This is a genomic window from Mesorhizobium sp. KR1-2 (assembly GCF_040045035.1).
In the GTDB taxonomy this organism is placed as follows: Bacteria; Pseudomonadota; Alphaproteobacteria; order Rhizobiales; family Rhizobiaceae; genus Pseudaminobacter.
On record NZ_JBDZDS010000010.1, the window covers coordinates 148,993 to 175,058 of the forward strand.

At 61.9% G+C, this 26,066-nt stretch carries 24 protein-coding genes and 3 pseudogenes; 10 read left to right on the forward strand and 17 right to left on the reverse strand.

Translation table 11 applies throughout. The features are described 5' to 3' along the window. Positions 1-75: 75 nt before the first annotated feature. From ABLE85_RS19395 to ABLE85_RS19440, 10 genes are all read right to left on the reverse strand, one after another. Positions 76-402 carry a septum formation initiator family protein gene (locus ABLE85_RS19395; RefSeq protein WP_348794351.1) on the reverse strand — a complete coding sequence of 109 codons (327 nt, stop codon included), beginning with the start codon at positions 400-402 and terminating at the stop codon, positions 76-78. A 143-nt stretch (positions 403-545) separates the two neighbouring features. After that, a complete protein-coding gene (eno, locus tag ABLE85_RS19400) occupies positions 546-1,820 on the reverse strand; it encodes a phosphopyruvate hydratase (protein ID WP_348794352.1) in 1,275 nt (424 codons plus the stop codon). Between the two features lie 98 nt (positions 1,821-1,918). Then, positions 1,919-2,755, reverse strand: coding sequence for a 3-deoxy-8-phosphooctulonate synthase (gene kdsA / locus ABLE85_RS19405; RefSeq protein WP_348794353.1), 837 nt, complete (start codon positions 2,753-2,755; stop codon positions 1,919-1,921). Then, entirely contained in the window at positions 2,755-3,642 is an 888-nt protein-coding gene (locus tag ABLE85_RS19410; RefSeq protein WP_348794354.1) for a VOC family protein, read from the reverse strand. The genes kdsA and ABLE85_RS19410 overlap by 1 nt, the downstream gene beginning before the upstream one ends. Positions 3,643-3,719: 77 nt before the next feature. Next, entirely contained in the window at positions 3,720-4,607 is an 888-nt protein-coding gene (locus ABLE85_RS19415) for a DMT family transporter (protein WP_348794355.1), read from the reverse strand. Continuing rightward, complete coding sequence (locus ABLE85_RS19420) at positions 4,597-5,568, reverse strand: amino acid ABC transporter permease (RefSeq protein ID WP_348794356.1); 972 nt, start codon at positions 5,566-5,568, stop codon at positions 4,597-4,599. The genes ABLE85_RS19415 and ABLE85_RS19420 overlap by 11 nt, the downstream gene beginning before the upstream one ends. Positions 5,569-5,587: 19 nt before the next feature. Then, on the reverse strand, positions 5,588-6,868 hold the full coding sequence (locus ABLE85_RS19425) for an FAD-binding oxidoreductase (RefSeq protein ID WP_348794357.1): 1,281 nt from the start codon (positions 6,866-6,868) through the stop codon (positions 5,588-5,590). Positions 6,869-6,932: 64 nt separating this feature from the next. Beyond that, on the reverse strand, positions 6,933-7,760 hold the full coding sequence (locus ABLE85_RS19430) for a transporter substrate-binding domain-containing protein (RefSeq protein WP_348794358.1): 828 nt from the start codon (positions 7,758-7,760) through the stop codon (positions 6,933-6,935). Positions 7,761-7,939: 179 nt separating this feature from the next. After that, positions 7,940-8,695 (reverse strand): SDR family NAD(P)-dependent oxidoreductase, encoded by a 756-nt coding sequence (locus ABLE85_RS19435; RefSeq protein ID WP_348794359.1) that lies wholly within the window; start codon positions 8,693-8,695, stop codon positions 7,940-7,942. Positions 8,696-8,730: 35 nt separating this feature from the next. After that, positions 8,731-9,501, reverse strand: coding sequence for an SDR family NAD(P)-dependent oxidoreductase (locus ABLE85_RS19440; protein ID WP_348794360.1), 771 nt, complete (start codon positions 9,499-9,501; stop codon positions 8,731-8,733). A gap of 476 nt (positions 9,502-9,977) precedes the next feature. Here ABLE85_RS19440 and ABLE85_RS19445 point away from each other — a divergent pair, with 476 nt between their 5' ends. Genes ABLE85_RS19445 through ABLE85_RS19455 form a run of 3 tightly spaced genes read left to right on the forward strand, consistent with a single transcriptional unit; the run spans position 9,978 to position 12,491 of the window. Then, positions 9,978-11,012, forward strand: a complete 1,035-nt coding sequence (locus tag ABLE85_RS19445) for a methionine ABC transporter ATP-binding protein (RefSeq protein WP_348794361.1) — start codon at positions 9,978-9,980, stop codon at positions 11,010-11,012. After that, positions 11,002-11,670 carry a methionine ABC transporter permease gene (locus ABLE85_RS19450; RefSeq protein WP_348794362.1) on the forward strand — a complete coding sequence of 223 codons (669 nt, stop codon included), beginning with the start codon at positions 11,002-11,004 and terminating at the stop codon, positions 11,668-11,670. The genes ABLE85_RS19445 and ABLE85_RS19450 overlap by 11 nt, the downstream gene beginning before the upstream one ends. Before the next feature lie 44 nt (positions 11,671-11,714). Continuing rightward, a complete protein-coding gene (locus tag ABLE85_RS19455; protein WP_348794363.1) occupies positions 11,715-12,491 on the forward strand; it encodes a MetQ/NlpA family ABC transporter substrate-binding protein in 777 nt (258 codons plus the stop codon). 179 nt (positions 12,492-12,670) lie between these two features. On the opposite strand, the gene ABLE85_RS19460 is transcribed toward ABLE85_RS19455, so the two are convergent. Beyond that, positions 12,671-12,889, reverse strand: coding sequence for a hypothetical protein (locus ABLE85_RS19460; RefSeq protein ID WP_348794364.1), 219 nt, complete (start codon positions 12,887-12,889; stop codon positions 12,671-12,673). A gap of 744 nt (positions 12,890-13,633) precedes the next feature. Next, positions 13,634-13,863, reverse strand: a pseudogene (locus tag ABLE85_RS19465) (transposase); the annotation flags it as partial. 180 nt (positions 13,864-14,043) lie between these two features. Between ABLE85_RS19465 and ABLE85_RS19470 the strand changes: the two are divergent. After that, positions 14,044-14,205 (forward strand): annotated as a pseudogene (locus tag ABLE85_RS19470) (transposase); the annotation flags it as partial. Positions 14,206-14,975: 770 nt separating this feature from the next. Here the strand turns inward: ABLE85_RS19470 and ABLE85_RS19475 are convergent. Then, on the reverse strand, positions 14,976-15,131 hold the full coding sequence (locus ABLE85_RS19475) for a hypothetical protein (RefSeq protein ID WP_348794365.1): 156 nt from the start codon (positions 15,129-15,131) through the stop codon (positions 14,976-14,978). Positions 15,132-15,449: 318 nt separating this feature from the next. Then, positions 15,450-15,620: a hypothetical protein gene (locus tag ABLE85_RS19480; protein WP_348794366.1), complete on the reverse strand. Its 171-nt coding sequence runs from the start codon at positions 15,618-15,620 to the stop codon at positions 15,450-15,452. A 109-nt stretch (positions 15,621-15,729) separates the two neighbouring features. Between ABLE85_RS19480 and ABLE85_RS19485 the strand changes: the two genes are divergently transcribed. From ABLE85_RS19485 to ABLE85_RS19510, 6 genes are all read left to right on the forward strand, one after another. Then, positions 15,730-15,894 carry a hypothetical protein gene (locus ABLE85_RS19485; RefSeq protein WP_348794367.1) on the forward strand — a complete coding sequence of 55 codons (165 nt, stop codon included), beginning with the start codon at positions 15,730-15,732 and terminating at the stop codon, positions 15,892-15,894. Positions 15,895-16,017: 123 nt separating this feature from the next. Continuing rightward, entirely contained in the window at positions 16,018-16,212 is a 195-nt protein-coding gene (locus ABLE85_RS19490) for a hypothetical protein (protein ID WP_348794368.1), read from the forward strand. A 465-nt stretch (positions 16,213-16,677) separates the two neighbouring features. After that, complete coding sequence (locus tag ABLE85_RS19495) at positions 16,678-17,628, forward strand: tyrosine-type recombinase/integrase (RefSeq protein WP_348794369.1); 951 nt, start codon at positions 16,678-16,680, stop codon at positions 17,626-17,628. 541 nt (positions 17,629-18,169) lie between these two features. Continuing rightward, complete coding sequence (locus tag ABLE85_RS19500; protein ID WP_348794370.1) at positions 18,170-19,966, forward strand: hypothetical protein; 1,797 nt, start codon at positions 18,170-18,172, stop codon at positions 19,964-19,966. Further along, positions 19,861-20,220, forward strand: a complete 360-nt coding sequence (locus ABLE85_RS19505; RefSeq protein ID WP_348794371.1) for a hypothetical protein — start codon at positions 19,861-19,863, stop codon at positions 20,218-20,220. Before ABLE85_RS19500 ends, ABLE85_RS19505 begins: the two co-directional genes overlap by 106 nt. Before the next feature lie 799 nt (positions 20,221-21,019). Beyond that, positions 21,020-23,113 carry an ATP-dependent helicase gene (locus tag ABLE85_RS19510; protein WP_348794372.1) on the forward strand — a complete coding sequence of 698 codons (2,094 nt, stop codon included), beginning with the start codon at positions 21,020-21,022 and terminating at the stop codon, positions 23,111-23,113. Between the two features lie 274 nt (positions 23,114-23,387). Here ABLE85_RS19510 and ABLE85_RS19515 read toward each other — a convergent pair. The 3 genes and pseudogenes from ABLE85_RS19515 to ABLE85_RS19525 form a co-directional block, all read right to left on the reverse strand. Beyond that, positions 23,388-23,570 (reverse strand): annotated as a pseudogene (locus tag ABLE85_RS19515) (substrate-binding domain-containing protein); the annotation flags it as partial. Between the two features lie 35 nt (positions 23,571-23,605). Continuing rightward, positions 23,606-24,997, reverse strand: a complete 1,392-nt coding sequence (locus ABLE85_RS19520; RefSeq protein WP_348794373.1) for an FAD-binding oxidoreductase — start codon at positions 24,995-24,997, stop codon at positions 23,606-23,608. 137 nt (positions 24,998-25,134) lie between these two features. Further along, positions 25,135-26,064, reverse strand: a complete 930-nt coding sequence (locus tag ABLE85_RS19525; protein ID WP_348794374.1) for an electron transfer flavoprotein subunit alpha/FixB family protein — start codon at positions 26,062-26,064, stop codon at positions 25,135-25,137. Positions 26,065-26,066: the final 2 nt, after the last annotated feature.

Sequence of the window (26,066 nt, forward strand, 5' to 3'; positions counted from 1 at the left end):
GCGGAAAAATGCATGGCAGGCATGCAGCTAAGCACCTGCAATCATTGAGGATAAGTACAGTTAACCGTTATTCGGTTAATTCGACCAGTCAGAGGAACGGATGATGGTGATCTCGTCCGAATGCGACAGGTTAAGCGCCTTGCGCGCCTGCTCGTCGAGCATGTCCTTCTCAAGGGTTCCGTCGTGCAGCAGCTGCACGCGACGCTCCAGATCGACGCGCTTGGTTCTTATCGCATCCAGTTGCGCCTGCAGTTCGACCGCACGAGCACGCAGCTGGTACTTGGAATAGATGCCCAGTTCGCCGTGATAGGCATGGAAGCCGAAATAGGAAAGGAACAGCACGGTCAGGCCTGGCACGATGAACCGGCCGGTGTTTCTTTCTCTGTGCTGACGTGTCCACATGGCGCATTTCCCTGATGGCTACATCTGGCTCCATCATGCTTAACGCCCGGTTACGCTGGATAAAAATTCCGCGCCACAAATGAAAAAGGGCGAGGTTGCCCTCGCCCTTTCGATCAGGTTAGCGCCGTGAAATCCGGCTCCCTTCAACCCTTCAGGATCGAGCGGCCGGCATAGCGGGCCTGCTTGCCGAGCTCTTCCTCGATGCGGATGAGCTGGTTGTACTTCGCCAACCGGTCGGAGCGGGCGAGCGAGCCGGTCTTGATCTGCCCGCAATTGGTCGCGACCGCGAGATCGGCAATGGTGTAGTCCTCGGTCTCGCCCGAGCGGTGCGACATGACTGCGGTGTAGCCCGCGCGGTGAGCGGTCTCGACCGCGTCCAGCGTCTCGGTGAGCGAGCCGATCTGATTGACCTTGACCAGGATGGAGTTGGCCACGCCCATGCGGATGCCATCGCGCAGGCGAGCGGTGTTGGTGACGAAGAGATCGTCGCCGACGAGCTGGGCCTTGTTGCCAACGAGGTCGGTCAGGATTTTCCAGCCTTCCCAGTCGTCCTCGGCCATGCCGTCCTCGACCGAGATGATCGGATAGTCGCCGACGAGCTTGGCCAGATACTTGGCCTGGGTCTTCGGGTCGCGGGTCTTCTTCTCGCCTTCATAGACGTAGTTGCCGCCCTTGAAGAACTCGGTTGCTGCGCAGTCGAGGGCGATCGCCACTTCCTCGCCCGGCTTGTAGCCGGCCTGTTCGATCGACTCCATGATGAAGTCGAGAGCCGCCTGGGCGCTCTTCAGGTTCGGCGCGAAGCCACCTTCGTCGCCGACATTGGTGTTGTGGCCGGCATCCTTCAGGCGCTTCTTCAGCGTGTGGAAGATCTCCGAGCCCCAGCGCACGGCGTCGCGCAGCGACGATGCGCCGATCGGCATGATCATGAATTCCTGGAAGTCGATCGGATTGTCGGCATGGGCGCCGCCATTGATGATGTTCATCATCGGCACCGGCAGCACGCGGGCGTTGGGGCCGCCGAGATAGCGGTAGAGCGGCAGGTTCGAGGCCACGGCCGCAGCCTTGGCGACGGCGAGCGAGACGCCGAGGATGGCGTTGGCGCCCAACCGGCTCTTGTTGGCGGTGCCATCCAGCTCGATCATGGCCTGGTCGATCTCGGCCTGGTGCTCGGCTTCCATGCCGCCGAGCGCTTCAAATATCTCGCCATTCACGGCTTCGACCGCGCGCTCCACACCCTTGCCGAGATAGCGCGGACCGCCGTCACGCAGTTCTACGGCCTCATGCGCGCCGGTCGAGGCACCGGAGGGCACCGCGGCGCGGCCCATCGAGCCGTCTTCCAGAACCACGTCCACTTCCACGGTCGGATTGCCGCGGCTGTCGAGAATTTCACGGCCGATGATGTCGATGATGGCGGTCATTGGGATGTCCCTCGGATATGGCGGAAATATTCGTGCCTCTTAGCGAAAGCCGGAAAAAAGGCAATGTAGAACGCTCCGGCAAGGCAGGAATGCACCGCTCAATTGCCCTTTGCCACCCGGTCGAACGCCATCAGCTTCTCCAGCAGGGCCGGCATGTCCTTCAGCGGAACCATGTTCGGGCCGTCCGACGAAGTCGAATTGTCGGGATCGTGATGGGTTTCGATGAACACGCCAGCGACGCCGACAGCCACGGCGGCGGACGCCAGGGTCTTCACGAAGCGCCGTTCGCCACCCGAAGAACCGCCCTGCCCGCCCGGCTGCTGCACGGAATGCGTGGCGTCGAAGATCACCGGCGCGCCCATGTCGGCCATGATCGGCAGGGCGCGCATGTCCGACACCAGCGTATTGTAGCCGAAGGAAGCGCCGCGCTCGGTGACCAGCACATTGGCGTTGCCCGAGCCGGTGACTTTGGAGATCACGTTCTTCATGTCCCAGGGAGCGAGGAACTGGCCCTTCTTCACGTTCACGATCTTGCCCGTCTTCGCCGCGGCGACGAGCAGGTCGGTCTGGCGGCTGAGAAAGGCCGGGATCTGCAGCACGTCGACCACTTCGGCCACGAGCACGCACTGCTCTTCGTTATGAATGTCGGTCAGGATCGGAAGGTCGAATTCCTTGCGCAGATCCGCAAATACCGGGAGGGCCGCATCAAGACCGGCACCGCGCGTGGCGCCGAGCGAAGTCCGGTTCGCCTTGTCGAAGCTGGATTTGTAGACCAGGCCGATACCGAGCTTCTGGGTCAGTTCCTTCAGCGCGCCGGCCATGTCGAAGGCGTGCTGACGCGACTCCAGCTGGCAAGGACCGGCGATCAGCGCCAGCGGCGCCTTGTTGTCGAAAACGACATTGCCAACGGTAACGGTCGGGTTCGGCGCGTTCATCAGAGCTCCTCGAATACGAAAACGGCGCCCTGGCCGGGTGCCGGAGGTACGATCAGCCGATTGTCACGATGGTCGAACTCGATGACATTGGCGCGAAGAAGATTTTCGGTCTGCGTCAGGCTCGCAACGCCAAACACGACAGCGGCAAGCCACAGCGGCGAGCTGGACGGAACATCAAGGCCGAATTCGGCAGCGAAACCGGCGCCGTCCTCGACCGTGATCGCGGCATTGGGCAGGCTAACCTCAAGCCGGCCGGGCGACTGCGCCGCAACCGGAGCGCCGGCGACCGTCTCGAAGAATTTCCGATGGCTGCCGGACTCGTCCGCGCAGGCTACCACCGCCGCGATGCGCCGTGCGCCGTTGGCATGGGCCTGAAGCGCCGAACGGTCGACTTTTGGGGCGTTCGCGCGCTCGCAGGTGAAGAAGAAGGTGCCCGGCACCGCTGCCTCGGCGGCGAAAGCCAGCCGGAAGGATGCGGTGTCCGCCTTGCCGGAGGCGTCGACGAAGGGCCGCGAGAAATCCAGCCGAGGGCCGGCCGACACCCCGGCGCGCACAAAGGCGTCGTGGTCGGCATCGGCGTCGCGCGTGGAAAACACCACTGCCGAAAGCCCTTCGGCGCCATTCAGTTCGCGAAAGGCGCGGTCGCGGGCGACGAACACGTTGCCGGCAGCGACCGCCTCGGCGGCCTTGGCCGTGTCTCCCACCACCAGGGGTTCGAGAAAGGTGCCGTCGGCCAGGTAGACGCAGGCGTTCTCGGTGCCGAAAGGATGCACGCCGACAGGCGATACGGTGAAGCCCAGCGCCTCATACCGGGTGCGCGCCGTGCCGAGAGCGGCGGTCGGCAGCACGAGGTGGTCGAGTTCGCGGGGACTGGCGGTGATGCTCATCGTGCTGCCATGTGCCCGAATTTTTGCGCGCGTTCAAGCGGGGCGCTGCTCTCCCTCCCCCTTGAGGAGAGGCAGCATCAATTCAGCACGAGCCAGCCGGACAAAATGATGATCGCGGCACCGGCCAGGGTGTGAAGCTCGACAGGGGTCGAAAAAACAAACAGCCCGAACAGGCAGCCCCAGATGATCTGACTGTACTGGAAGGGCGCGACCACGGAAGCCTCGCCGATGCGGAAGGCGCGAACGAGAAGCACGTGGCCGCCGAGCATCATCGCTCCGCCGGCAAGCGCAAGCGCCAGATCTTCGAAGCTGACTGGCGAGACCCCGCCGCTGACAGCCGCAACTGCAAGTGCGACCGGCGCGAGCACGACCAGCAGGCTCGAGACAAGCGCCTCATCGGTCTCGGCCATCTTGGTCCTGCGCAGCAGAACGAGCGAGAGCGCAAAGAAGACAGCGGACCCGACCGCCGCCGCGTGCCCCAGATTGAGCGGGGCGGCACCCGGCTTGAGGGCGAGCGCCACGCCGCCGAAACCGATCAGAACGCCCGCCCAGCCAATTGCCGAAAGCCGCTCACCCAACAGCGCAAACCCGAGCACGGCCACGAGGATCGGCGTCAGGAAAGCGAGCAGATATGCCTCGGCGAGCGGCAAGACCGCAAAAGCATAGTGGATGAGCAAGGTATCGCCGGCGAGCAGCAGTGCCCGCAGCAGCGCCGTGCGCGGATGGCGCGGGACGAGGCGTGGCCCTCGGCCGGTCGAAAAGGAGTGAGCAAACAGGAGAAGCAGCGCCGCCGCGGTGACGAGAAAGGTCACCTGCGGCGCCGGCATACCTTCCGCAAGCAGCTTTACGATTACATCGGTGCCCGAGAACACGGCGAAGGCGGAAAGAACGAATAGGGCAGCGCGATTGTTCGACGGCTGGGCAACCGCGCCCTCGGCATCTGCCGAAGGCGTTTCAGCGGACATTGGAGCGGCCGAAGCGTTCTTCGATGAGCGACTGGCCGTATTCGAGGCAGATCGACAGGATCCAGTAGATCATGGACGCCGTGATCAGCATCTCGATGTGCCGGAATTCCGTCTGGCCCTGCGTGCGAGCGAGATACATGATTTCCCAGACGCCAACGACCGACACCAGCGACGAATCCTTCAGCATGGCGATGAACTGGTTGCCCGTCGGCGGGATGATGACACGCATCGCCTGCGGCAGGATCACGAGGGCCATGGTCTGGGAAGGATTGAGGCCAAGCGCCGCTGCGCCCTCCGACTGTCCACGCGGGATGCTCTCGATGCCGGCGCGGAATATCTCGGTCATGTAGGCGCCGTAGCAGAGCGAAAGCGCGAGAATGCCGGCCGGGACGGCGCCGATGACATAGCCCACCTGCGGCAGCCCGAGATAAATGATGTAAATCTGCATGAGCAGCGGCAGGCCGCGAAACAGCGAGGTGTAGAACGTTGCAAGCCCATAGATGACGCCGTTGTTCGACAATTTGCCGATGGCGCCGACGAGCGCAATTGCCGTGGCGATCGCGATGGAGATCGCGGAAATGTAGAGCGTCGTGACCACGCCCTGCGTGACCAGGAAGCCGATCTTCTTGGCGATGAAGGCGAAGGAGAGATCGAACGAATAGAAGAACAGCATCAGGAGCACGAAAAGCTCCACCCACACCGCGACGATCTGCTGGGTGCGCGAAAGCTGGCGCAGCGCCTTCCAGTTGGCGGCTACGATGAGCGCAATCAAGAGGGCGGAGACGAGCCGGCTCGTGGCGGGGTTTTCGCCTAGCCAGGCTTCGGCCGAGGGCAACAACCGGCTGATCCAAGCGGAGCTGATGTCGAGCTGGTAGAGCGCAAACGTCACCAAGGCCAGAATTAACAGGCCGGCGGCCCGCCGCGATGCTTCCGGATAGCTGAGTATCAGTCGGCCGAGCATGGTCTCGATCTTTCGCCTTTCACGCAGCGCGCTCGCGCCACCAGTCCTGAACCTGGAGCTTCCAATAGGTGAGCTGCGCGACCGCAAGCCCGGCCAGACCTCCGGCCCAGACGAGGCCGAAGGGCTCGAACAGCTTGTAGCGATCAGACTCTCCAAGGATACCTTCGGCGACGACTTTGCCGCCGATTGCAGTGGTATTGAGCCCGTGCCCTCCGAAGGCAGTGCAATACCAGACGCCGGGGCTCATGCGCCCGATCTGGGGCATGAGATGGCGGGCATAAGACATGAGGCCCGACCAGGCGAGCTCGGTCTTGAGGCCGGCCAGCTGCGGATAAGTGCCAACCATTTCGGCCCGTAGCTCACTCACGAGCGCCTGCGTGGAGGCGGCGCGCGTCGTGATGCGCCCGCCCCAGAGCAGACGCTTGCCGTCGTCGACGACGCGGTAGTAATCGCCGGCGCGGCGGTTGTCGCCGATGGCATCCGTAGTCTGGATCGCGGAGGCAATGAGTTCCGGCGCTTCTTCGCTGACCATCACATAGGTCGCAATCGGGAGGAAGGACCGCTTGAGCCTGCCATGCAGCGAACCCGTGTAGCCGCCGGTGGTGAAGACGACGTTGCACGCCCTCACCTCGCCATTCGCGGTGGTCACGCGCTTTTGCGCGCCGGTCAGGTCAATGCCTTTCGCCGGTGACGATTCGAAAATGCGGCCGTCGTGGCGCTCGATTTCGCGCGCGACGCCCCGCAGATAGTTGAGCGGATGGATGTGAAACGACTGTCCGTCGCGCACCGCCTGGAAGTAGCGATCCGACTTCAGTACGGACCGCACCTGGTCGCGATCCAAGAATTCGAGCTCGTAGCCATGGAGCCGTCGGGCTTCCTCGACATACGCCTTCAGGCTGGCGCCATCGTCATAGCGCAGCACGCTCATCAGACCCGTCTTCGGCTTCGCGTCGTCGATGCCAAGGACCTGGATGGTCTGGCGGACGAAATCCACGCCCTCTATCGACATTTGGTGCAGACGCCTGGCTGCTTCCTGTCCAGCAATCCGGGCGATTTGGTCGGTGCCGGTGGCATAGCCCGGACCGACGAACCCACCATTGCGGCCCGAGGCGCCGAACCCGACGCTTTCGGCTTCGAGAACCATCACGGTCTGCCCTGCCCTTGCGAGCTGCAGCGCGGTCGTCAGCCCGGCGAGACCGCCGCCGACGATCAGGGTGTCGCACTCTTCCTTACCGGAGAGCGGCGGACGCTTCTTCGGATCGGACATGGTCCGCTTGTAATAGGTATCGGGATAGGTCATCGCGCGCCTGGGTCTTTCAGGAAAGGGAAAGGCACGGGCCGCAAATCAGCCCGTGCCGGTCGACTCAGTCTGCGCTGTAGTCTTTGCCGTACCACTTGGTGGTGAGTTGGGCGAGCGTGCCGTCCTTCTTCATCTCCTCGATGAGGCCGCCGACCTTGGCCGTCCACTCCGCATCGCCCTTTTCGGCAATCACGACGAGAGGCTCACGGAAGGCGTATTCACCTTCGATGACGCGGATCGGGTAGCCGTTCTTCATCGCATTGAGCGCCGTCTGCTCGGGCGCGATCACCGCATTGATGCGAACGCCGTCGCCGAGGCGCAGATCATCGAAGGGAAGCATCGAGTCGGCATAAGTGCGGACCTCGCCGGGCTCCAGCTTGTATTCGACCGGAGGCAGGCCCGGCGCGTCGATCTCGAGCCGGCGGTTGATGAAATCTTCCGACGTAGTCGCCGTTTCGACGGCGATGACCTTGCCGTTGAGGTCGGCCACGGACTGCGCCTTGCTGTCATTGTGGACCGCGTAGACGTAAGGGCTGTAGTAATAGATGCCGGCGAAATCGATCACCTGGGCGCGGGCTTTGGTCGGCGTCACCGAACCGACGCCGAGGTCGTAGCGCCCCTGCCAGTGGCCGCCGGTCAGCGTCGCCCATTCAGGCGTCTCGAAGCTCACCTCGACCCCGAGCCGCTTTGCGATCTCGTGCGAAACGTCGATATCGAAGCCGACCATCTGGTTGTTGTCGTCCAGATAGCTCTGCGGCGGCCAACCGCTGTTGGTGGCGACAACCATTGCCTTCTTTCCCATGACGCGGTCGAGCGTCTGCCCGGCATGGGCCGAGACCGCGAAGGCGACAAAGGCAGCCCCAATGGCCAGTCGTGCGATGAGCTTTTTCACGTGGTCCTCCCGTTCACTCCCGTCAGCATCCCCCGATTTATGTAAGTTGTCTGACAACCAAATCTCTAGGTGGGCTTCCTTCGGAGTCAAGAGCACGGCGGCGGCTGACCGGGGAAACGATTGGATCAATCCCGCGCATCCGTAGTGACAGATTCCTGACGGCTGGGTTCGTCAGACTCCTACCCCTTCCGCTCCTGCAGGATGTTGCCGCCATCCACCACGAGAACGGATCCGTTGACATAACTCGCTCCATCAGATGCGAGGAAAACCACCGTCGCGGCAACCTCGTCCGGCGTTCCGGGGCGTCCGGGCGGGGTGCGGCGTGCGGCCTCAATCTCTTCCGGCGTCGAAGCGCCGGTTTCGATCCATCCCGGTGCGACCGCGTTCACGGTGATACCGTGGCGCGCGACCTCCAGCGCCAGCGCATGGGTCATTCCCACCATTCCGGCCTTGGCCGCGGAATAGGCCGACTCGCCTTCGTTGGATACATAGGGACCGGTGACCGACGCGATGTTGACCACGCGGCCATGCCCGTTCTCGACCATCGGCGGCAGAAACGCCCTCGTGACGAGAAAAGCCGTCTTTAGGCTGACCTCGATTCCCCGGTTCCAATCGCTCTCAGTCAACTCAGTGAAACGTTTCTGGAGGGCCGGCTGCGCGGCGGTTCCCATGCCGGCATTGTTGACGAGCACGTCGACGTCGCCGATCTCGGCATGCAGGCGTTCAACCTGCGCCGCGTCCGTCAGATCCGCGAGGGCTGCCTTGACCACGATGCCTTCCGCGCGAAGCTCCGCTGCGCGCTCGAAGATGCGCTCGGAGGACGACGTGATGGCCACCGACAGCCCTGCCCCGGCAAGTGCGCGCGCTATCGCCATGCCGATGCCGTCGGGCGCTCCGGCGCCGGTCACCAGCGCAGTCACGGATTTCGATTGCATGTCCCCTCCCGTTTGCTCCGGATCCCAAGCTCCGCTCAATAGCCTGCGGTCACTCCGAAATCGATCGGAAGCGCCGCGCCGGTAAGCGGAGCACTGCCGGGCTCGCACAGGAAGTGAATGAGCTCGGCCACCTCCTCCGCCTTGATGAAACGGGCGCGATCGCCTTGCGGGTAGTGCGACAGAAGCCGGCGCTTGTAGCCTTCCGGATCGCCGTCGCCATACGCCGTGGCCTGATATTCGATCATCGGTGTGGCGACATCTGCCGGACAAACCGCATTGACCCGGACGCCATGGGGCGCCAGTTCCAGCGCAAGCGCCTTCGACAGCAGCACCAACCCGCCCTTTGAAGCGCAATAGACCGCTGCTCCGTTGTTGCCGACGAGGCCGGCATCGGATGCGATGTTGATGACCGCACCCCGCGAGGCGATGAGATGTGGCGTCGCGGCGGCGGTCAGGAAGAACGCGCCCTTGAGATTGATATCGAGCACACGGTCCCAGTCCTGCTCGCTGACTTGCACGGACGGCCCCTCGAGCCAGACGCCCGCCGCGTTCACCAACACGTCGATCCCGCCGCCCCAGGCGACAGCGGCCTCCACCGCCTCCCGGCACGCCGGAACCGATCGGATGTCGAAGCCGACCCCTAGAACCTCGGTGCCGACCGCCGCGATGCGCCCCTTTGCCTCGTCAAGCCGGGGCCCTTCGAGGTCTGCGACCACGATGCGATCACCACCGGCTGCAAACCGCAACGCGGTTGCGATGCCCATGCCGCCAGCACCGCCTGCGATCATGACCGTTCTAGCTGACATCAGGCACTCCTCCCGGTCTTCGGGTCAGCCTAGCCTCTCCCGAAACTGCCGTTGGTGTGGCTACAAGAACCGCTTTCACTTCTCAAGACACACAGTTGGGCCATTGGCGTCTCGGAAATGCTGCCAGAGTCCCGGGGTAGGACGGCGGACGTTGTCTTAAGAACGTCAGACGACAAGCTTTGGGGAGTTGGGCGTCTCGTTCGTATATTTTTCCGAATGGCCGATTTTAGGAATTCCATTCCTGTCAAATCCCATCGGTTCAGGGCAATTGTGCGCCCACTGGAACCCTGACCGTCGAGATCGAGTCCGCTTGCATGCTACGGATTGTCACCCGTCCCGGAACGTACAGCGTCTTCGCATGAGGCGGCGGCGATGCTATTCGCCATGGTGACCCGACTGAAACCGTGAACTGAAAAATGATACTCCCAACTGTCGCCGCCGATGCCGTCCGGCACGAGCCCGCGAAAGCCACCCCTATGGTCACGTTCGAACGCGTGACCAAACGCTTCGGCAATGACGCGAAATCCTTCACTGCGCTCGATGGCGTCGACATGGCCGTCGGCCGCGGCGAGATCACCAGCATCATCGGTCGCTCCGGCGCCGGCAAGTCCACGCTCATCCGGCTCGTCAATGGCCTCGAGAGGGCGACTTCGGGAAAGGTGATCGTCGACGGCACCGAGGTGGGCGGGCTGAACGACGCGGGCCTGCGCGGACTGCGGCGGGAGGTCGGGATGATCTTCCAGCATTTCAACCTGCTGTCCTCGCGCACCGCATTCGACAATGTCGCGCTGCCGCTGGAGATTGCCGGCTTTAGCCGAACCGAGATCAAGGGCAAGGTCGAGCCGCTTCTCGACCTGGTCGGCCTCGGCGACAAGGCGGCGAGCTATCCGTCCGAATTGTCGGGCGGGCAGAAGCAGCGCGTCGGCATCGCCCGGGCGCTGGCCACGTCGCCGAAGCTGCTGCTCTCCGACGAGGCCACCTCGGCGCTCGATCCGGAAACGACGCAGTCGATCCTGGCCCTGTTGAAGCAGATCAATGCCGAACTTGGCCTGACGGTCCTGCTGATCACGCATGAGATGGAGGTGGTGAAGGCCATCGCCTCGCATGTCGCCGTCATCGACCGGGGGCGCATCGTCGAGCAGGGGCGCACCTTCGACGTCTTCACCGCCCCGCAGCACGAGACGACGCGGATCCTGCTGGCGTCTACGCTGGGCACCAGCCTGCCGGAATGGTTGCGCTCCGGCCTTAAGCCCGAGCTTTCCGCCGGCGACCGCATTCTGGTGCGGCTCACCTTCTTCGGCGCGACGGCCTTCCAGCCGTTGATGGCGCGACTGGTCACCGAAATCGGCAGCGACATCAACATTCTCGCCGGCGCCATCGAGGAGATCGCCGGCGAGCCCTTCGGCACCCTCGTCGTGGCCTACCCGGCCGCACCCGAAACTCTCGAGCGCGCCAACCGCTTCTATGCGGCAACCGGCCTTTCCACGGAGGTGCTCGGCTATGTCGCCTGAGATGCTTTTCGGACTGCTCTGGAAGTCGCTGCTGCAGACGCTACACATGGTGGCCGTGTCCGGCCTGGTCGGATCGTTGATCGGCCTGCCGATCGGCGTTTTCCTAGCCACCAGCGGCAAGGACGAGCTTTTCCCCGCACCGAAGCTCAACTATGCGATCGGGCTTATCGTCAATGCCGCCCGCTCCACGCCGTTCATCATCCTGGTCGTGGCGATCATCCCGTTCACCCGTCTTCTGACCGGCACCTCGATCGGCACCACGGCGGCCATCGTGCCCTTGACCATCGCTACCGTTCCCTTTTTCGCCCGCCTGGTGGAGGCTGCGATCCGGGAGATCGACAAAGGTTTGATCGAGGCCGCCCGCGCCATGGGCGCGACGCCGATGCAGATCGTCTTCAAGGTGCTTCTCGCCGAGGCTCGGCCGGCCATCCTGCTCGCCTTCACCATGACCATTGTCAGCCTCATCGGCTATTCGGCGATGGTCGGCGCTGTCGGCGGCGGCGGCCTCGGCGATCTGGGCATCCGCTACGGTTATCAGCGCTTCATGCCGGAGGTGATGCTGGCCGTGGTGATTGTGCTGATCGTTCTCGTCCAGCTCGTCCAGAGCGCCGGCGACGCGCTGGCCCGCCACTTCGACAAGCGCAACCGCAAGAGCTGATTTCCATCCTCCCTCCCAAGTCGTGTAACATCAAGGAGATACACATGATGAAGTTCCTCGTCTCTGCGGCCCTTGCCGCCCTCGTCAGCTTCCCGGCGCTGGCCGAAGACATCAAGGTCGGCGTCACACCCGGCGAGCACGCGCAGATCATGGAAAAGGTCAAGGAGATCGCCGCCAAGAAGGGCCTCAACATCGAGATCCTGGAATTCTCCGACTATGTGGTGCCGAACCAGGCCGTCGCCGACGGCGACCTCAACGCCAACTCCTTCCAGCACCAGCCCTATCTCGACAACCAGATCGCCGATCGCGGCTTCGATCTCGTCAGCATCGGCAAGACCATCACCACGCCGATGGGCGTCTATTCGAAGAAGGTGAAGAACCTCGGCGAGCTCGCTGAAGGCGCGACTGTCGCCATCCCGAACGACCCGACCAATGGCGGCCGCGCGCTGCTGGTCCTGGCCAAGGAAGGCCTCATCAAGGTCAATCCGGAAGCTGGCCTGAAGGCGGGCCCGGCCGACGTCACCGAGAACCCGAAGAACATCCAGTTCTCCGAGCTCGACGCCGCCCAGCTTCCCCGCTCGCTCGACGACGTCGATGCGGCCGTCATCAACACCAACTACGCACTGGAAGCCGGCTTGCATCCGAAGACCGACGCCATCGCCATCGAAGGCCAGGAGTCGCCCTATGCCAACCTGATCGTCGTGCGCAGCGCCGACAAGGATGCACCGTGGGCCAAGACGCTTGTCGAGGCCTACCATGACGACAGCATCAAGGCGTTTATCAACGACGAGTTCAAGGGCGCGCTGATCCCGTCCTGGTAAGCTGCGCCCAGCGCTCCGGCGCGACGCAGCAAACTGTCGAGCTACGACGCCCGGCTGGCCCAGCGCCTGCCGGGCGTTTTCGTATCGTCGGGCTTGTGAGACTCCGGCAATGCCACATTGGTTCATTGCAATCGACTGGAACGCAGCTGAGGCCGAAGGCTTGGCGCGACAGGCCGGATTTATCGCAGCATCGCCGCTCCCGCGACAACGATGATCGCGAGCAGGACAAGAGCGGCAATGACAATGAGCGTACTGTTTCGTCCGGGCTTCGGCACACTGTCCATGGGGCGCATTGCGTCGGCGAATGTCGCAGCATTTCTAGAATGCGGCGCAACCTCCGCCTCCGAATCCGCCGCGGGGTCGGTGTGAATATCGGCGGCCTCGGCGTCCGTTTCCATTGGGGCCGCAGGGGGATCAAAACCAAGTGTTTTGTCAGCTTTTCGGCCTGCATCTATGTCCGAGCTATGTCCGAGCGCTCCTGCTTAGGAGTTCCCTCATCTTGTGATCCGGCCATTGGCGAACCTCCGGATGGATACCAACCGTCGCAATGAAATGATGTTCCCGCAAAGTTTCAACTCGTGAGGGAACGGCGTGGCGGGGCCGCCGATACTCGCGATCCGAAATAGAGTGCTCATTGTGAGTGGACTTTCTCGTCGCATCGGCTGGATTCCGAACGGGATCCTTGTTCTCCTAGGGCCATGCCAACGCCGCGTCTTTTCCACTGCCTCCGATTTGCCGCGCCTGTTCGCCATCGACGTCGAGACCGGCAAACCCTGCACAACGTTCGGCGACAACGGATTGGTCGCCCTGCGCCAGGACATGGGGCCGGTTCCACCCGGCGTCCACTTCATTTCCTCGCCCCCGCTGTTGGCAAAGGACAGGATCGTGCCGAGCGGATGGGTGCGCGCAAGATGGTGTACATCAGCATCACCTTCATGCCCTTCAAGCTCAGGATGCTGCCCTACGAAGAGGGTATAAAGGAGGGGCTTTACAAGCCGTGGAGCGGCTGGAACGAGCCCAACCCGCAGACGCGGTTAAGAACAACCCGCAGCACGGCACCCTCATCGCGATCATAGTGAAGCCTTGGCTCAACATCCCCGGCGTTCCCTGCGTGCGGCCGCTCGGTCCAGATGCCGGAAGCAGGATCGCGCTCCGTGCACCAAGAGCTTTCTCACATAGCGGTTGCCACGTCTGCCGATACCCAGCAGCGTCTGTTTCCCGCCGGTCGAGTATTGCCTGGGCACCAAACCCAGCCATGCCGCCAGATCGCGAGCTTGCGAAACTGCAGCCCGCTGCCGACAGCGGCGAGCACAGCGGTCGCACCCAAGGCGCCGATAGCAGGGATTGTCATCAGTCGGCGTGTGACGTCCTCTGGATCGGCGATCGCTTCGAGAAGCGGCAGGGCCGTTGTAGATGCGGTCCAGAGCGATCCGCGGCGTGCGGCCGAGTGCGCCTAGCTATCGCGCGCGCGTGCTGCCGGGGGAACTCTAGCAATGGGACGTTTGCCGACTGGCAGCTTTCATGTCGGGTGGTATTCTGATTCACGCTCAACATGAGCCTATATGAACTGACCGACCTCGAGTGGCGCTTGATCCGGCGAAGCGTGCCGCACGTCAATGACCGGCGCATGCTCAACGGCACCTTCTTGATAGTGCGAGTGGGAACTCCATGGCGGCACCTGCCGGAGCGCTCCGATCCACACACTACCTGCTACGCCACTCCTTGGCACATCATCCGTCGCAGAGGTATTGCCGGCGCCGCCGAGTGACGATTTCCTACAAATCATGACGCGCCGATTTGGCCGATACGATCCGGTGACGTGCTCAATCGTCCCTCATTCGTGAGCGCCAAAAATGGCAATCCGCCAATTGGTGAGTCGGATATGGGAGTCAAAACCACGAAATCCAGCATTTCCAGGGGTTTCAGGGGCTGACTGGCGGAGGGAGTGTCTAAATAGGTAATCTTCCCAACCAACTGAATAATATCGCTTATTTTACGCGGAATTCCAGAAAATACCCGGGAAAATACCCGGCATCGCCAAGGCTAAGCTCTTATTCATGCCGCTCCAGACACCGGCAAACCGAGCATCCACTGCATGATATCCGATTCTCTCCATCTGACGCACGCAGGGCTCAGGGCAAGTGGCCGCGGAAAGGCCTCCGCATCCATCTTTCGATAGATAGTTGAACTACCGAGGCTGGTCATTGTCATTACGTCCCTGAGCCGCAGTAGACGGTCGGGGAAGTTATCGTTTGCGGCGCGCATCATCGCCCTCCTCGTGTTGAACGCCATTGGCGCATGCGAAAGCCGCCGGCCGAAACCGGTGACAGATGAATCGAAATTTCAGGTGATGCTTAATTGGTGACGACTCTGATGGTGGTGTCAACACCAATGTTTGCCGTCGGTTGTGGCCCGCCGCCCTTGCGAGCGACGGGCAAAGTCCGGCTGGTGAGACCGGGCCGCTGTGGTGTGTGGTGGTGATGCTTAGATGTTTACCGACTTGCCTGCAGCAGCCGCTGCGGCATCACGCTCGCCGCGTTCGCGGTTGATCCGCTCCAGATTAGCAATCGACGAGACTCGCTTACTTCCACTGAACCCAGCCAGCAGATCGCGGAAAGCGCCTTCGGCTTCCTCGATCACAATGCGCGCGGCATCGACCTTGCTGTCATCTGGTCCGACATTGGCCTACAATGCAGCCTCAGCGGCATCAAGGAATGCCTTAACATGGCGAACATCGAGCAAAAGCTGTTCAACATTGGTCATTACAGTTCTCCTCATCGCCGGCACGCAGCCGGACGGTTCAACAAGCCCGCACAAGGCGAGCGACTAGATTCACCCACAAGGGTGCATGCGTTGCGTTGAAAGGCCGCTCAATGGGTTACGATGCGGCGATGTCCTGAAGGACTGAGCTACCAGATAATGGAGCAGTGCCTAAAGAGAGAATTTCGGGAGCCATTGTCAAGCAGTCTCCTCGACGCGATCGAACATGCCCTGGGTCTCCCACGTGCCATCCGGCCACATGATCTCGTGGCGCCAGAGCGGACGCTTGCCGTTTTTCCATTCTTGGAGTTGCTCCTCCGTCGCCGGCTCGAACCTGACCGTGCGGCGCTGGCTGGCGGTGTTTAGCATGCTGCGGGTTCCTCGGTTGAAAGCAATTGTTAGCAAATGTATAGCAATGATTGGAAACCGCAGTCAACTATCAATTGCTAACATTTGCTAACATTTCACGGGGAGCCATATGGCAAAGACCGCTAGCCTAGGAATTCGTATTGAACCAACTGTCAAAGACGCATTAGAGAATGCCGCAAAGGCCGATCGCCGTACGGTCGCTTCATATGTCGAAAAGCTGATCGTCGACGACCTGGAGGCCAAAGGCTTCTTGCCAAAGGGTGCGGCCGAATAGCCTTGACGCTTCGCTCCACTCCGCCACTTTGATGGTCATAGGGGCGTATCTCGACCAGCTATTCACAGGAAGATGTGCGGCAACGCTGGCGTAAGATCTGCGGGCGACCTGTGGAGACGTCTGATGAGCAAAGCAGTTGAAACACAACGCAAGGTTTTGTTGTTCGCAGCAAAAATCCTCGTGCGCTTTGGCGACGTATACCTACCCATCTTTGAGAGGGCCGAGCGCGAATACAAAGAGGCCCTTAACCGAAAATCTGCAATTGAACGTGCGCGCAGGATTGTCCGCGAAGGCGTTCCGGAAGACTATCGGGATTGATCACTCACCTCGATGGGCTCCGTGCGCCCCGCGTCGCAGAATGAAATGGACGAACCTGGCTCATACTCAATTCCACACCGCAAGCGGATGCTGTCTATTGCGGCTCGGCTTGTTGTAGAGCACGGGGACGTTGCGCTTCCGATCTTCGATCGGTGTGAGGCCGAACTTGAAGTCGCCCGCCAGCGGCGCGCAGCAGTCAACCGAGCGCACCAGATTGTCACCAGGGCGTTCCGAAAGACCCTCGGGATTGACCTCTTCGCTGCACCTTGCTCCGCAAGGCCATTGGTGGTGAGCATCTCGGCAGCGACTCCAGAAACACCGACCGCGATTGACGCGACGTCGCACATCAGATAGCCAGCGCACGCTGCTTCACCACCAGCAAAACACCACACGAGGAGAGACGGGATCGTCCTTGGGGCTCTGCCTCAAGGGTAATGTGTTTTGTTGCCGGGGGTTGGATTGCCGTTGAAAATCGTTCGCCGAAGTGACTCGGACTATTTTTATTTGCGTTGCAGCTTGTTCGGAAAGACGGTCTGCAAATCGACCGGATTGACCGACAGGAATCTGGCTGAAGCGGTTCGCATTCAAACCGAGGCCAGCATGCTTCATGAGCACGTCTTCGGACCCAAGGCGACCAAGACGTTTTCCGAGGCCGCTGCCTCCTACGTCAAGTCTGGCGGTTCCAACCGGTTTCTCGATCGGCTTATTCGGCACATGGGGTCCGCCCTGCTCCACACAATTGGTCAGGCTGAACTTGATGAAGCCGCCCGCGAACTCTACCCCACTTCGGCACCGGAGACCCGCAACCGCCAGTGCTACACACCATTTATTGCCGTCTGGAACCATGCCATCGGGAATGGCTGGGCTGACGTCCGTCAATGGCGGCGGCCGCGCAAGCCAAAAGGCACCAACGTCGTTCAGTCGGCCACGCAGCGGAGCGGCACAGCGCCAGTGGACTACGAGCGCGCTGCCGAGTTCGTTGCCGCAATGTCGCCCGCCCCCGCAATGGTGATGACATTCCTCTTCTATACAGGCCTTCGCCCCATCGAGGCGTTCGCTCTAGACGCCACGGACGTCGATATCTCTAAGCGGTGGTTGGCAGTGCGCACTAGCAAGACTGGCGAGCCGCGAGGCGTGCCGCTGCACTCGTTCTTGTGCGAGTGGCTTGGCCCACTGGTCGAGCGTGGAGGTGAATTATTCAGGACGCCACGCGGTGAACCATACGGCGCGGTTCAGAATGGTGGTGGTGGTCTGAAGTCTGCGATCCAGGGCGCGCGCCGTAGGTCCGGAATCAAAGACGTGTCGCCCTACACCGCTCGCCATACCGTCTCGACAGGCCTAGTTATTGCCGGCATTCACCCGCACATCAAGGATCAGATACTCGGCCACGCGACCGACAGCATGTCGCGGCGTTAAACGAACGTACCGCAGCAGCCGTTGATCGAGGCTATCGACACGCTGCCGGTGCCTGACTCATGGCGAAAGCTGGAATGGTGGAACGACCCGCTGGCCTGGAGCCGCCGTCTGGTTGAGGGGACTGGCGCTAGGAATGATTTGAAGCGAGAATCGTGGAGCACCCAATAGAAGGATCGCGCATGGACGATGTCTCGCTGAAAGACGATCTGCTGTTCGGGGCAAACTCGATAGCCAGCTTTCTCGGCGTCGAAAGGCGCCAAGTGTACCACCTGGCCTCGGATAGGCTGATACCTTCGTTCAAAATCGGCGACACAGTTTGTGCCAGGAAGTCCACGTTGGTGCGGAACTCCTTGCAGCGTACAGGTCATCTAGCCGCACCCGCCCGCCCCGCTGTCCACATGCCGCTAGGATAATATTCCTTTTCCCTTGACACCGCACCCTGATGAGAACATGTTGAGAACATCGCCAGCCAACAGGTCGGCGATGCACCTCTGCACATCATGATTCTCGCGCCTGTCTGGCGCCACGGGAGAGCTTTGCCTTGCGTAAACCGGAGACCATCGAAAGGCTGTATCTGGATTTCGACGGATTCTTTGCCTCGGTCGAGCAGCAGGCAGACCGGCGCCTTCGGGGCCGTCCGGTCGGCGTCGTTCCATTCGAAGGCACCGACCGAACCTGCGTCATCGCCTGCTCGCGCGAAGCCAGGGCATTCGGCGTCAAGAATGTGATGAATATCGCGGAGGCGCGCGCGCTGTGTCCCGACCTGGTGCTGGTGCCGCAAAAGCCTGACCTCTATCGCCGCGCGCACAACACACTCTTGGCGGAAATTGAAACGGTGATCCCGATCGACACCGTGAAGTCGATCGACGAACTCACCTGCCGTCTGGACGAAGCCGGCCGGAACGAGCCGCTGCAGCTGGCCGCGCGGCTGAAAGGCACGCTGGCGCGCAATGTCGGCCCCTACCTGACCTGCTCGATCGGTTTTGCTGCCAACCGCCAACTCGCCAAGATGGCTTGCAAGGCCGGCAAAAGCGCCGGCGAGAATTACGGCGACGGCTGCATGGTGTGGCGGCCGGAAGACCTGCCCGCCCCTCTCCTCGCCCTGAAGCTTTCGGACATTCCCGGTGTCGGTGGCAACATGGAACGTCGACTGATCCGCGCGGGCATCGATACCGTCGAGGATCTATACCGGCTGCAGCCGAAACACATGCGCAAGCTCTGGAACAATGTCACGGGCGAACGGCTCTGGTACGCCCTGCATGGCTATGACGCGCAGGCGCCGGAGGCCGAGCGCGGTATGTTCGGGCATGGGCGCGTGCTACCACCCGAAAGCCGATCCCTGCCCGGCGCCTATGAAATCTGCCGACTGCTGCTAACCAAAGCCGCTCGACGATTGCGCCGCGCTGGCTACTACTGCAACGGCCTCTGGCTGTGGCTATCCGTGCGCGACGGCGAATGGTCGGGCAAGCTGAAGCTTCCAGTGGTCAACGACGATCAGGCTATGCTCGCTGGGCTAGCAAAGCTTTGGCTGCTGGTGAAGGACAAGTTTCCACGCGGCGTGACCGTGTTCCGTGTCGGCGTGACCCTCTTCGAGCTGAGCCCGGCCGACCAACGTCAGATCGACATGCTGCTCAACGACGATCGGTCGCGCAAGCGATGGGAGAATGCCAGCGGCGCGATCGACAATCTCAACACCCGCTATGGTCGCACCGTCGTCAGTCTCGGCATAGGAAGCCACCGGCCGGAGGCCATGTTGGCGGCAAGATCAGCTACACGCGCATTCCGTCTGCGGAGGATTTCTGGTGAGCACCTGGAAAGAAAACTTGCAGGTCCGCGACTTAGACGATGGCCAGCGGCTGGAAATCACCTGCAAGAGCTGTGGCCACGTCCACTATCTGACGCGCAAGCTGATCGGCACGTCGCCCGAGCGCGAATTCCTCTAACCTCGACGAGATCGAGCGAGAGACCGCTTGCAAGGCGCGCGGTTGCCGCGGTGCTGTCCGGCTGGCGATGGTTCGCAGTGGCGACACCAGCGCGTTCGTCGGCGGCCTTGCCTAGCATCCGAAGTTGCCATGAGCGGCCAGGGAAGCCCACACGACACGCATGCGCATGCGCCGCATCTTACACCGTCGACATCTTATGGTCACGAAATGACCCGGAAAGTGGTCGGCTCTGGACGCATTGTCGTTGTGAGGTAGTCGGCTGGCGGGGGCCAATTGGAAAGGGATACCCATGCGTAAAGCTATCATGCTGGCAGCGAGCATCACCTTCATCAGCGTCTTGGCGGCGAACGCGCAAGAGACACGAGAACCACAGCCGCCGAAGCAAGCACCGGTAGCTACCGAGGCACCAGCGATTCAGCGCATCAATGTTATCGATGTCAGCGAATTGCCTCAGGAGGCACAAAAGCAGGTCGAACAAGTTGCGGCACAGGCCGGGGACGCCAATCTCCAGCAGCTGCGCACTAGCATCGATGCCACCCCGGAAGCGAAAGCCGCGCTCGACGCCAAAGGGGCGACATCTGCACAAGTGGTAGGCACAAGCATGAACACAGATGGAACGCTGACGCTAATCACGAAGAAAAATACCTAATTCGGTTCTCTACGGCCCCGGTTTCTGCCGGGGCCTTTTTTGAGCTTAGCCAGCGCGGGCTCGAAGTTCACGATCTGCTTACGGCGCGATCCATCTGGCGGCAGGACGCCCCAGCGGCAAGCCCTCACTCTCGCCTTTCTGCGCGGGTATGCCTATTCTTTCAACAGAGGCTCGACGGGCAACGAGCCTCAAGAACGGGCTGCAAACATTCCTCAAAGAGGCGCTGCTCCGAGACGCTGAGGTCATTCATGGAGCGAAACATAAGGCTCTGCGCAAGGTGATCTTCTGGCCGATGCTCGTTGAACAGTCCCTCGTCGATTAAGTCTCGAAGGACATCGAGATAGTCCATATGAAATTGCCAATCCCAGACGTCGTCGTCCTGACGAAACACGGACACAGCGGCTTGGGTTTCGCGCGGTACATGGGTGGTCGCCGTATCGGGTTCCTCAACACTGCCTTCCCTATAGAACAAACTGAGAACAAATGAGTCAAGAGGAACGTAGCGGAGCGTTCCTAGCGAGGTCGGCGTGGATCAAGCATTGTGTCGCCGCAGCAACCTGACTGCTTCCAGGGTCCAAGTAGCCGGATCGCCTGTAGGGGTCTTTACCTCGAAGAGCGGTCCGCCACGGGGGCAGGACGCGGAAGTCGTGCCTTCATCGTGTTGCTTCGACGAGAGTGTCAGACAACGCCGCCCTTCGATGAATTTCGGAGGTCATTTCCCGAGAAATAGCCTCCCCGGGGACCTGTCTCGGGCATGCGGCGGTTGCGAACGAACCGGAAACAGAGTTCATTCCGAGACATGAACGTTGCCCTTCGCGATTCGTCAGAACTGACCGCCGACGGCGAGGATTACCTTGCCGCGCTGAATGCCGAGCAGCGTGGCGCGGTCGAGCATGGGGACGGCGAGGTCGCCGGGCCGCTGCTGGTGATCGCCGGCGCTGGCTCCGGCAAGACCAATACGCTGGCGCACCGCGTCGCGCATCTGATCGTCAGGGGCGCTGACCCGCGTCGCATTCTGCTGATGACCTTCTCGAGGCGAGCAGCGTCGGAGATGAGAAGCCGAGTCGAGCGCATCGCCGCGCGAGTGATGGGCGACAAGGCCGCGGTGCTGACCGAAGGCCTCAGCTGGGTCGGTACCTTTCACGCCGTCGGTGCGCGACTGTTGCGTGACTACGCGCCGGAGATCGGGCTCGATCCGGCCTTCACCATTCACGACCGCGAGGATTCCGCCGACCTGATGAACCTGGTGCGGCACGAGCTCGGCCTGTCGAAGACCGAAAGCCGCTTTCCGGCCAAGGGGACCTGCCTTGCGATCTATTCGCGCGTGGTCAATGCACGGACCGAGCTGGAGCCCGTCCTCGCCAAGAGCTTCCCCTGGTGCATCGGCTGGGCCGAGGAGTTGAAGCAGCTGTTTGCGGCCTATGTCGACGCCAAGCAGGCACAGAACGTCCTCGACTACGACGACCTGCTTCTGTGGTGGGCACAGATGTGCGCCGAGCCTGCCATCGCCGAGCATCTCGGCAGCCGCTTCGACCACATCCTCGTCGACGAATATCAGGATACCAACCGACTGCAGGCGTCGATCCTGTTGGCGCTGAAGCCAGCCGGGCGCGGACTGACGGTCGTGGGCGACGATGCCCAGTCGATCTACTCGTTCCGTGCGGCTGAGGTGCGCAACATCCTCGACTTCCCCCGGCACTTTCCGGAGCCTGCCCGGATCGTCACGCTCGACCGCAACTACCGCTCCACCGATGCGATCCTCGAGGCGGCGAATGCCGTCATTGGCGAAGCGCCAGAGCGCTTCACCAAGAACCTGTGGACCGAAAGGCGCTCGGCCGAGAAGCCGCTGCTCGTGACCGTACGCGACGAAGCCGAGCAGGCGAACTATGTCGCCGACAATGTTTTGGAAGCGCGCGAGGAAGGCATAGCACTCAAGCACCAGAGCGTCCTCTTTCGAGCGTCGCACCATTCCGGTCCGCTGGAGATCGAGCTCACCCGCCGCAACATCCCCTTCGTCAAGTTCGGCGGGCTGAAATTCCTCGACTCTGCCCATGTGAAGGATGTGCTCGCCCTGCTGCGGTTTGCCGAAAACCCGAAGGATCGGGTCGCGGCCTTCCGGGTGATGCAACTCATTCCCGGCATTGGCCCGTCGGCCGCCGCGGCAGCCATGGACGCGATGGAGCGGGCGCTCGATCCGGTTCTCGGCCTGCAGTTCTTCCGCGCGCCGGCGCGCGCGAACGCCGACTGGCCGGGCTTCGTCGACCTCTTTTCAGGTCTACGCTCACGCTCGGCCTGGCCTTCCGATCTGGAGGGGGTGCGGCTTTGGTACGAGCCGCATCTGGAACGTCTCCACGAGGAGCCCTCACCCAGGCGAGCCGATCTGCTGCAACTTGAACAGATCGCCGCCGGCTACCCTTCGCGAGAGCGCTTCCTCACCGATCTCACCCTCGACCCGCCGGACGCGACGAGCGACGAAGCCGGGCCGCCGCATCTCGACGAGGACTACCTGATCCTCTCGACCATCCACTCCGCCAAGGGCCAGGAATGGACCAAAGTTTTCGTGCTCAACGGCGTTGACGGCTGCATTCCGAGCGATCTTGCCGTTGGCGAGCGCGACGAGCTGGAGGAAGAACGCCGGCTGCTCTACGTCGCGATGACGCGTGCGAAGGACAGCCTTCACCTGATCACGCCGCAGCGCTTCTTTGTCCACGGTCAGGCTTCTCGCGGCGACAGGCATGTCTACGCCTCGCGCACGCGGTTCATTCCAGACCACATCCTCGACCGCTTCACGCGGACATCCTGGCCGCCACCCTCTCAAGCTGCCGGCGGTAGCGCACCGCAGCCCGACATGCGCGTCGACCTCAAGGCCAAGATGCGCGGCATGTGGCGGTAGGGTCGGTTGCTTGGCGTCGGACCATTTGTAGATGTCAAGCTCGAGGAGCCGACACTTTCCTCGAAGGAGCCCGTCCAGGCGTTGCTGTAATAGCTACGGGTCCCGCGAACGTGAATGTTCGGATTTCTCCGGCAGCTTAGCGGCCGAAACCTGCCGTTCCGCTTTCGAAAGAGATTTGGCTAAAGCGGACGCTCGGCTAACGGCCCGCTGTGGCCGGTCAGCAGGCAATCTCGCGGCAGACTTATCATGGGCCATGGGCGTTCGGGAGAAAGAGCTACTGGCCGTCGATCTTGTAGGCGGCGATTGCGGCTTCTCCCTCGGGGAGATCAGCCAATCGACGAATGCCTGCCCGAGTTCCGCTTTTTGCATCGGGATGTTTGGCCGGGTTGACCAGCATGAAACCGTATTGGTTGAACAACCGCTTGTCGCCCTCGACTGCAATGTCGAGATCACCTTTGATTCGTCTCGAATTGTTCCAACATCAAAAGTAGATCAGTCAGTTTCTCGCGGCCTCCGGTTCACAATCTTCCCCGGATTCAGCAGGTTTTTCGGATCAAGCAGCGCCTTTACCGAGCGTGCCAACTCTAGTTTGACGGGATCGGCGTGACGCTCATAGGCGTCTCGCTTGTCGATCCCCACACCATGCTCCGCCGAGAACGAGCCACCCATATCGCGCAGACCTGCATAGAGCACTTCCTCGATGGCCGAATGCCGGTCGGGTGCAAGCGGCCCGTCCGTGTTGATGACGATGTGCAGGTTCCCATCCGCCAGATGGCCGAACACATAAGCGTCAAGGCGTGCATCAAGGGTGCTCAGGCCTGTGCGAATTCTACTGACATAGTCATCCAACGCCCCGCCCGGCACCGAAACATCGAAGGAGGGCGGATGGCTGTGACGCCGCTCAAGTTGTTCAGTCTCTTCGCGCAGACGCCAGATGGTCTGGGCTTGCTGCAGCGAATTGGCGATGATCCCGTCGCGGATATGCGCCTCGCTCCAGATCTCCGCCAGCCCCTCTTCCAGTTCGCGCGCCGCATTTTCGGGTGTGTCGCTTTCCAATTCCAAAATGAGCAGACAGGGCGCATCAAGCGGCAGCGAAGTCGGGTCGATGCCGAGCATCATGGCCATGGTCTGGGAGAACTTCTGCCACATGATCTCGGCTGCGCGCAGGCTGGCTCTGCCAAGGAAATGCCCCACGACCCGTTGGGCACTTGCAGCGTCATCAACGGCAATCAAAGCGATTGCCGAAGCGCCGGGAACCGGCTCCAGCCGGATCGCAGCCCGGGTAACAATGCCCAAAGTGCCCTCGGCGCCAACAAAAACTTGCTTGAGATCATAACCCGCGCTCACCTTCAGAACGCGCGTGAGATCGTCAAAAACGCGGCCATCCGGCAGCACGACTTCCAGGCCAAGGATGCGATGGCGCATAGTGCCGTTGCGGAATGCCATGATTCCCCCCGCATTGGTCGAGATCATGCCGCCAATGGTGCAGCTGCCGCGTGCGGCCAGATCAATCCCCGGATCTAGCCCGTAGGCGCGAGCCGCCTCTTGCACCGCAGCCAGTGATGCCCCTGCTTGCACCACCGCAACGCGGGCAAGCGGGTCGATGTGCTCGATGCGGTTCATTGCACCAAGATCGCAGATGATCTGGTCGCCGGTTGTCGCGGCGCCGCCCGCAAGCCCGGTGCGCCCACCCTGCGCCACCAGCGAAATTCCGTTCTCCGTACAGTAACGCAGAAGCGCCACGACGCCTTCGACATTGGCTGGCCGCACCAGCGCCAGCGCTTCGAAATTGCGGCTGTCAAAACCGGGGTCCCGGCTCGCCAGTTCCGCACGATCCCAGACTACTGCGGCTCCCACAGCCGCTTTTAATGCGTCGATGCTCATGGCCAGAGACGTCACCGTTCCGTTTCATCTGCGGCCTCGCAGGCAAGACACCCGCGAGGACGCATTTAACCTCTCCTCAAAGCATTCAGCCTCGTCGCCACTGGCGAAAACCGAAATGCCCTGCATTCAAAAAGTGCTCAAATCGCCTTCTCAAGCTGGGGCAGCACAGAGAACAGATCATCAACGATGCCATAGTCCGCGACCTCGAAGATCGGCGCCTCGGCATCCTTGTTAATCGCCACGATGATCTTGGCATCCTTCATGCCTGCAAGGTGCTGGATCGCGCCGGAGATTCCGCAGGCGATATAAAGCTCGGGTGCGACCACCTTACCGGTTTGACCGATCTGTAGATCATTCGGCGCATAGCCAGCGTCAACTGCCGCACGGCTGGCGCCCACGGCAGCCCCAAGCTTGTCGGCAAGCGGCAGCAACACTTCCTGGAACTTCTCAGCAGAGCCAAGCGCCCGCCCACCAGAGACGATGATCTTCGCCGAGGTCAGATCGGGGCGATCATTCTGCGACAGCTTGTTTTGAACGAAGGCCGAGAGGTCCGGATTTGGGCCTGCCGCGATGCGCTCCACCGCGGCGGCACCGCCCCCGGCGGCGGCCTCGAACGAGGCCGTGCGCACGGTGATCACCCTCTTCGGATCGGTCGTCTGCACGGTCTGGATCGCATTGCCCGCATAGATCGCGCGCTTGAATGTATCTGGAGAGACGACCGCGATGATCTCGGAGACCTGCGCCACATCCAGCAAAGCCGCGACGCGCGGCGCGATGTTCTTGCCGGATGAGGTAGCCGGAGCAACGATCGCGTCATAGCCTCCGGCCAGCGAAACAATCAGCTCGGCCATCGGCTCGGCCAGTCGTTCGGCCAATTCATCGGCCTCGGCCAAGAGAACCTTGCGGATACCCTTCAGCTTCGCGGCCTCATCGGCGGCATTGGCCGCACCCTTGCCTGCAACCAGGACGTCAATGTCAGAGCCCATTAGCAAGGCCGCGCTCAAGGCATTGGCGGTCTGCTCTGAAAGCGAGGCGTTGTTATGTTCGGCGATAAGAAGAATTGCCATGT

Bases quoted from the DNA above. Each gene is read 5' to 3' on its own strand.
- ABLE85_RS19395 (WP_348794351.1), bottom strand. From the start codon at position 402: ATGTGGACACGTCAGCACAGAGAAAGAAACACCGGCCGGTTCATCGTG.
- eno (WP_348794352.1), bottom strand. From the start codon at position 1,820: ATGACCGCCATCATCGACATCATCGGCCGTGAAATTCTCGACAGCCGC.
- kdsA (WP_348794353.1), bottom strand. From the start codon at position 2,755: ATGAACGCGCCGAACCCGACCGTTACCGTTGGCAATGTCGTTTTCGAC.
- ABLE85_RS19410 (WP_348794354.1), bottom strand. From the start codon at position 3,642: ATGAGCATCACCGCCAGTCCCCGCGAACTCGACCACCTCGTGCTGCCG.
- ABLE85_RS19415 (WP_348794355.1), bottom strand. From the start codon at position 4,607: ATGTCCGCTGAAACGCCTTCGGCAGATGCCGAGGGCGCGGTTGCCCAG.
- ABLE85_RS19420 (WP_348794356.1), bottom strand. From the start codon at position 5,568: ATGCTCGGCCGACTGATACTCAGCTATCCGGAAGCATCGCGGCGGGCC.
- ABLE85_RS19425 (WP_348794357.1), bottom strand. From the start codon at position 6,868: ATGACCTATCCCGATACCTATTACAAGCGGACCATGTCCGATCCGAAG.
- ABLE85_RS19435 (WP_348794359.1), bottom strand. From the start codon at position 8,695: ATGCAATCGAAATCCGTGACTGCGCTGGTGACCGGCGCCGGAGCGCCC.
- ABLE85_RS19440 (WP_348794360.1), bottom strand. From the start codon at position 9,501: ATGTCAGCTAGAACGGTCATGATCGCAGGCGGTGCTGGCGGCATGGGC.
- ABLE85_RS19445 (WP_348794361.1), top strand. From the start codon at position 9,978: ATGGTCACGTTCGAACGCGTGACCAAACGCTTCGGCAATGACGCGAAA.
- ABLE85_RS19450 (WP_348794362.1), top strand. From the start codon at position 11,002: ATGTCGCCTGAGATGCTTTTCGGACTGCTCTGGAAGTCGCTGCTGCAG.
- ABLE85_RS19455 (WP_348794363.1), top strand. From the start codon at position 11,715: ATGATGAAGTTCCTCGTCTCTGCGGCCCTTGCCGCCCTCGTCAGCTTC.
- ABLE85_RS19460 (WP_348794364.1), bottom strand. From the start codon at position 12,889: ATGGAAACGGACGCCGAGGCCGCCGATATTCACACCGACCCCGCGGCG.
- ABLE85_RS19480 (WP_348794366.1), bottom strand. From the start codon at position 15,620: ATGCTAAACACCGCCAGCCAGCGCCGCACGGTCAGGTTCGAGCCGGCG.
- ABLE85_RS19485 (WP_348794367.1), top strand. From the start codon at position 15,730: ATGGCAAAGACCGCTAGCCTAGGAATTCGTATTGAACCAACTGTCAAA.
- ABLE85_RS19490 (WP_348794368.1), top strand. From the start codon at position 16,018: ATGAGCAAAGCAGTTGAAACACAACGCAAGGTTTTGTTGTTCGCAGCA.
- ABLE85_RS19505 (WP_348794371.1), top strand. From the start codon at position 19,861: ATGCGTAAAGCTATCATGCTGGCAGCGAGCATCACCTTCATCAGCGTC.
- ABLE85_RS19510 (WP_348794372.1), top strand. From the start codon at position 21,020: ATGAACGTTGCCCTTCGCGATTCGTCAGAACTGACCGCCGACGGCGAG.
- ABLE85_RS19520 (WP_348794373.1), bottom strand. From the start codon at position 24,997: ATGAGCATCGACGCATTAAAAGCGGCTGTGGGAGCCGCAGTAGTCTGG.
- ABLE85_RS19525 (WP_348794374.1), bottom strand. From the start codon at position 26,064: ATGGCAATTCTTCTTATCGCCGAACATAACAACGCCTCGCTTTCAGAG.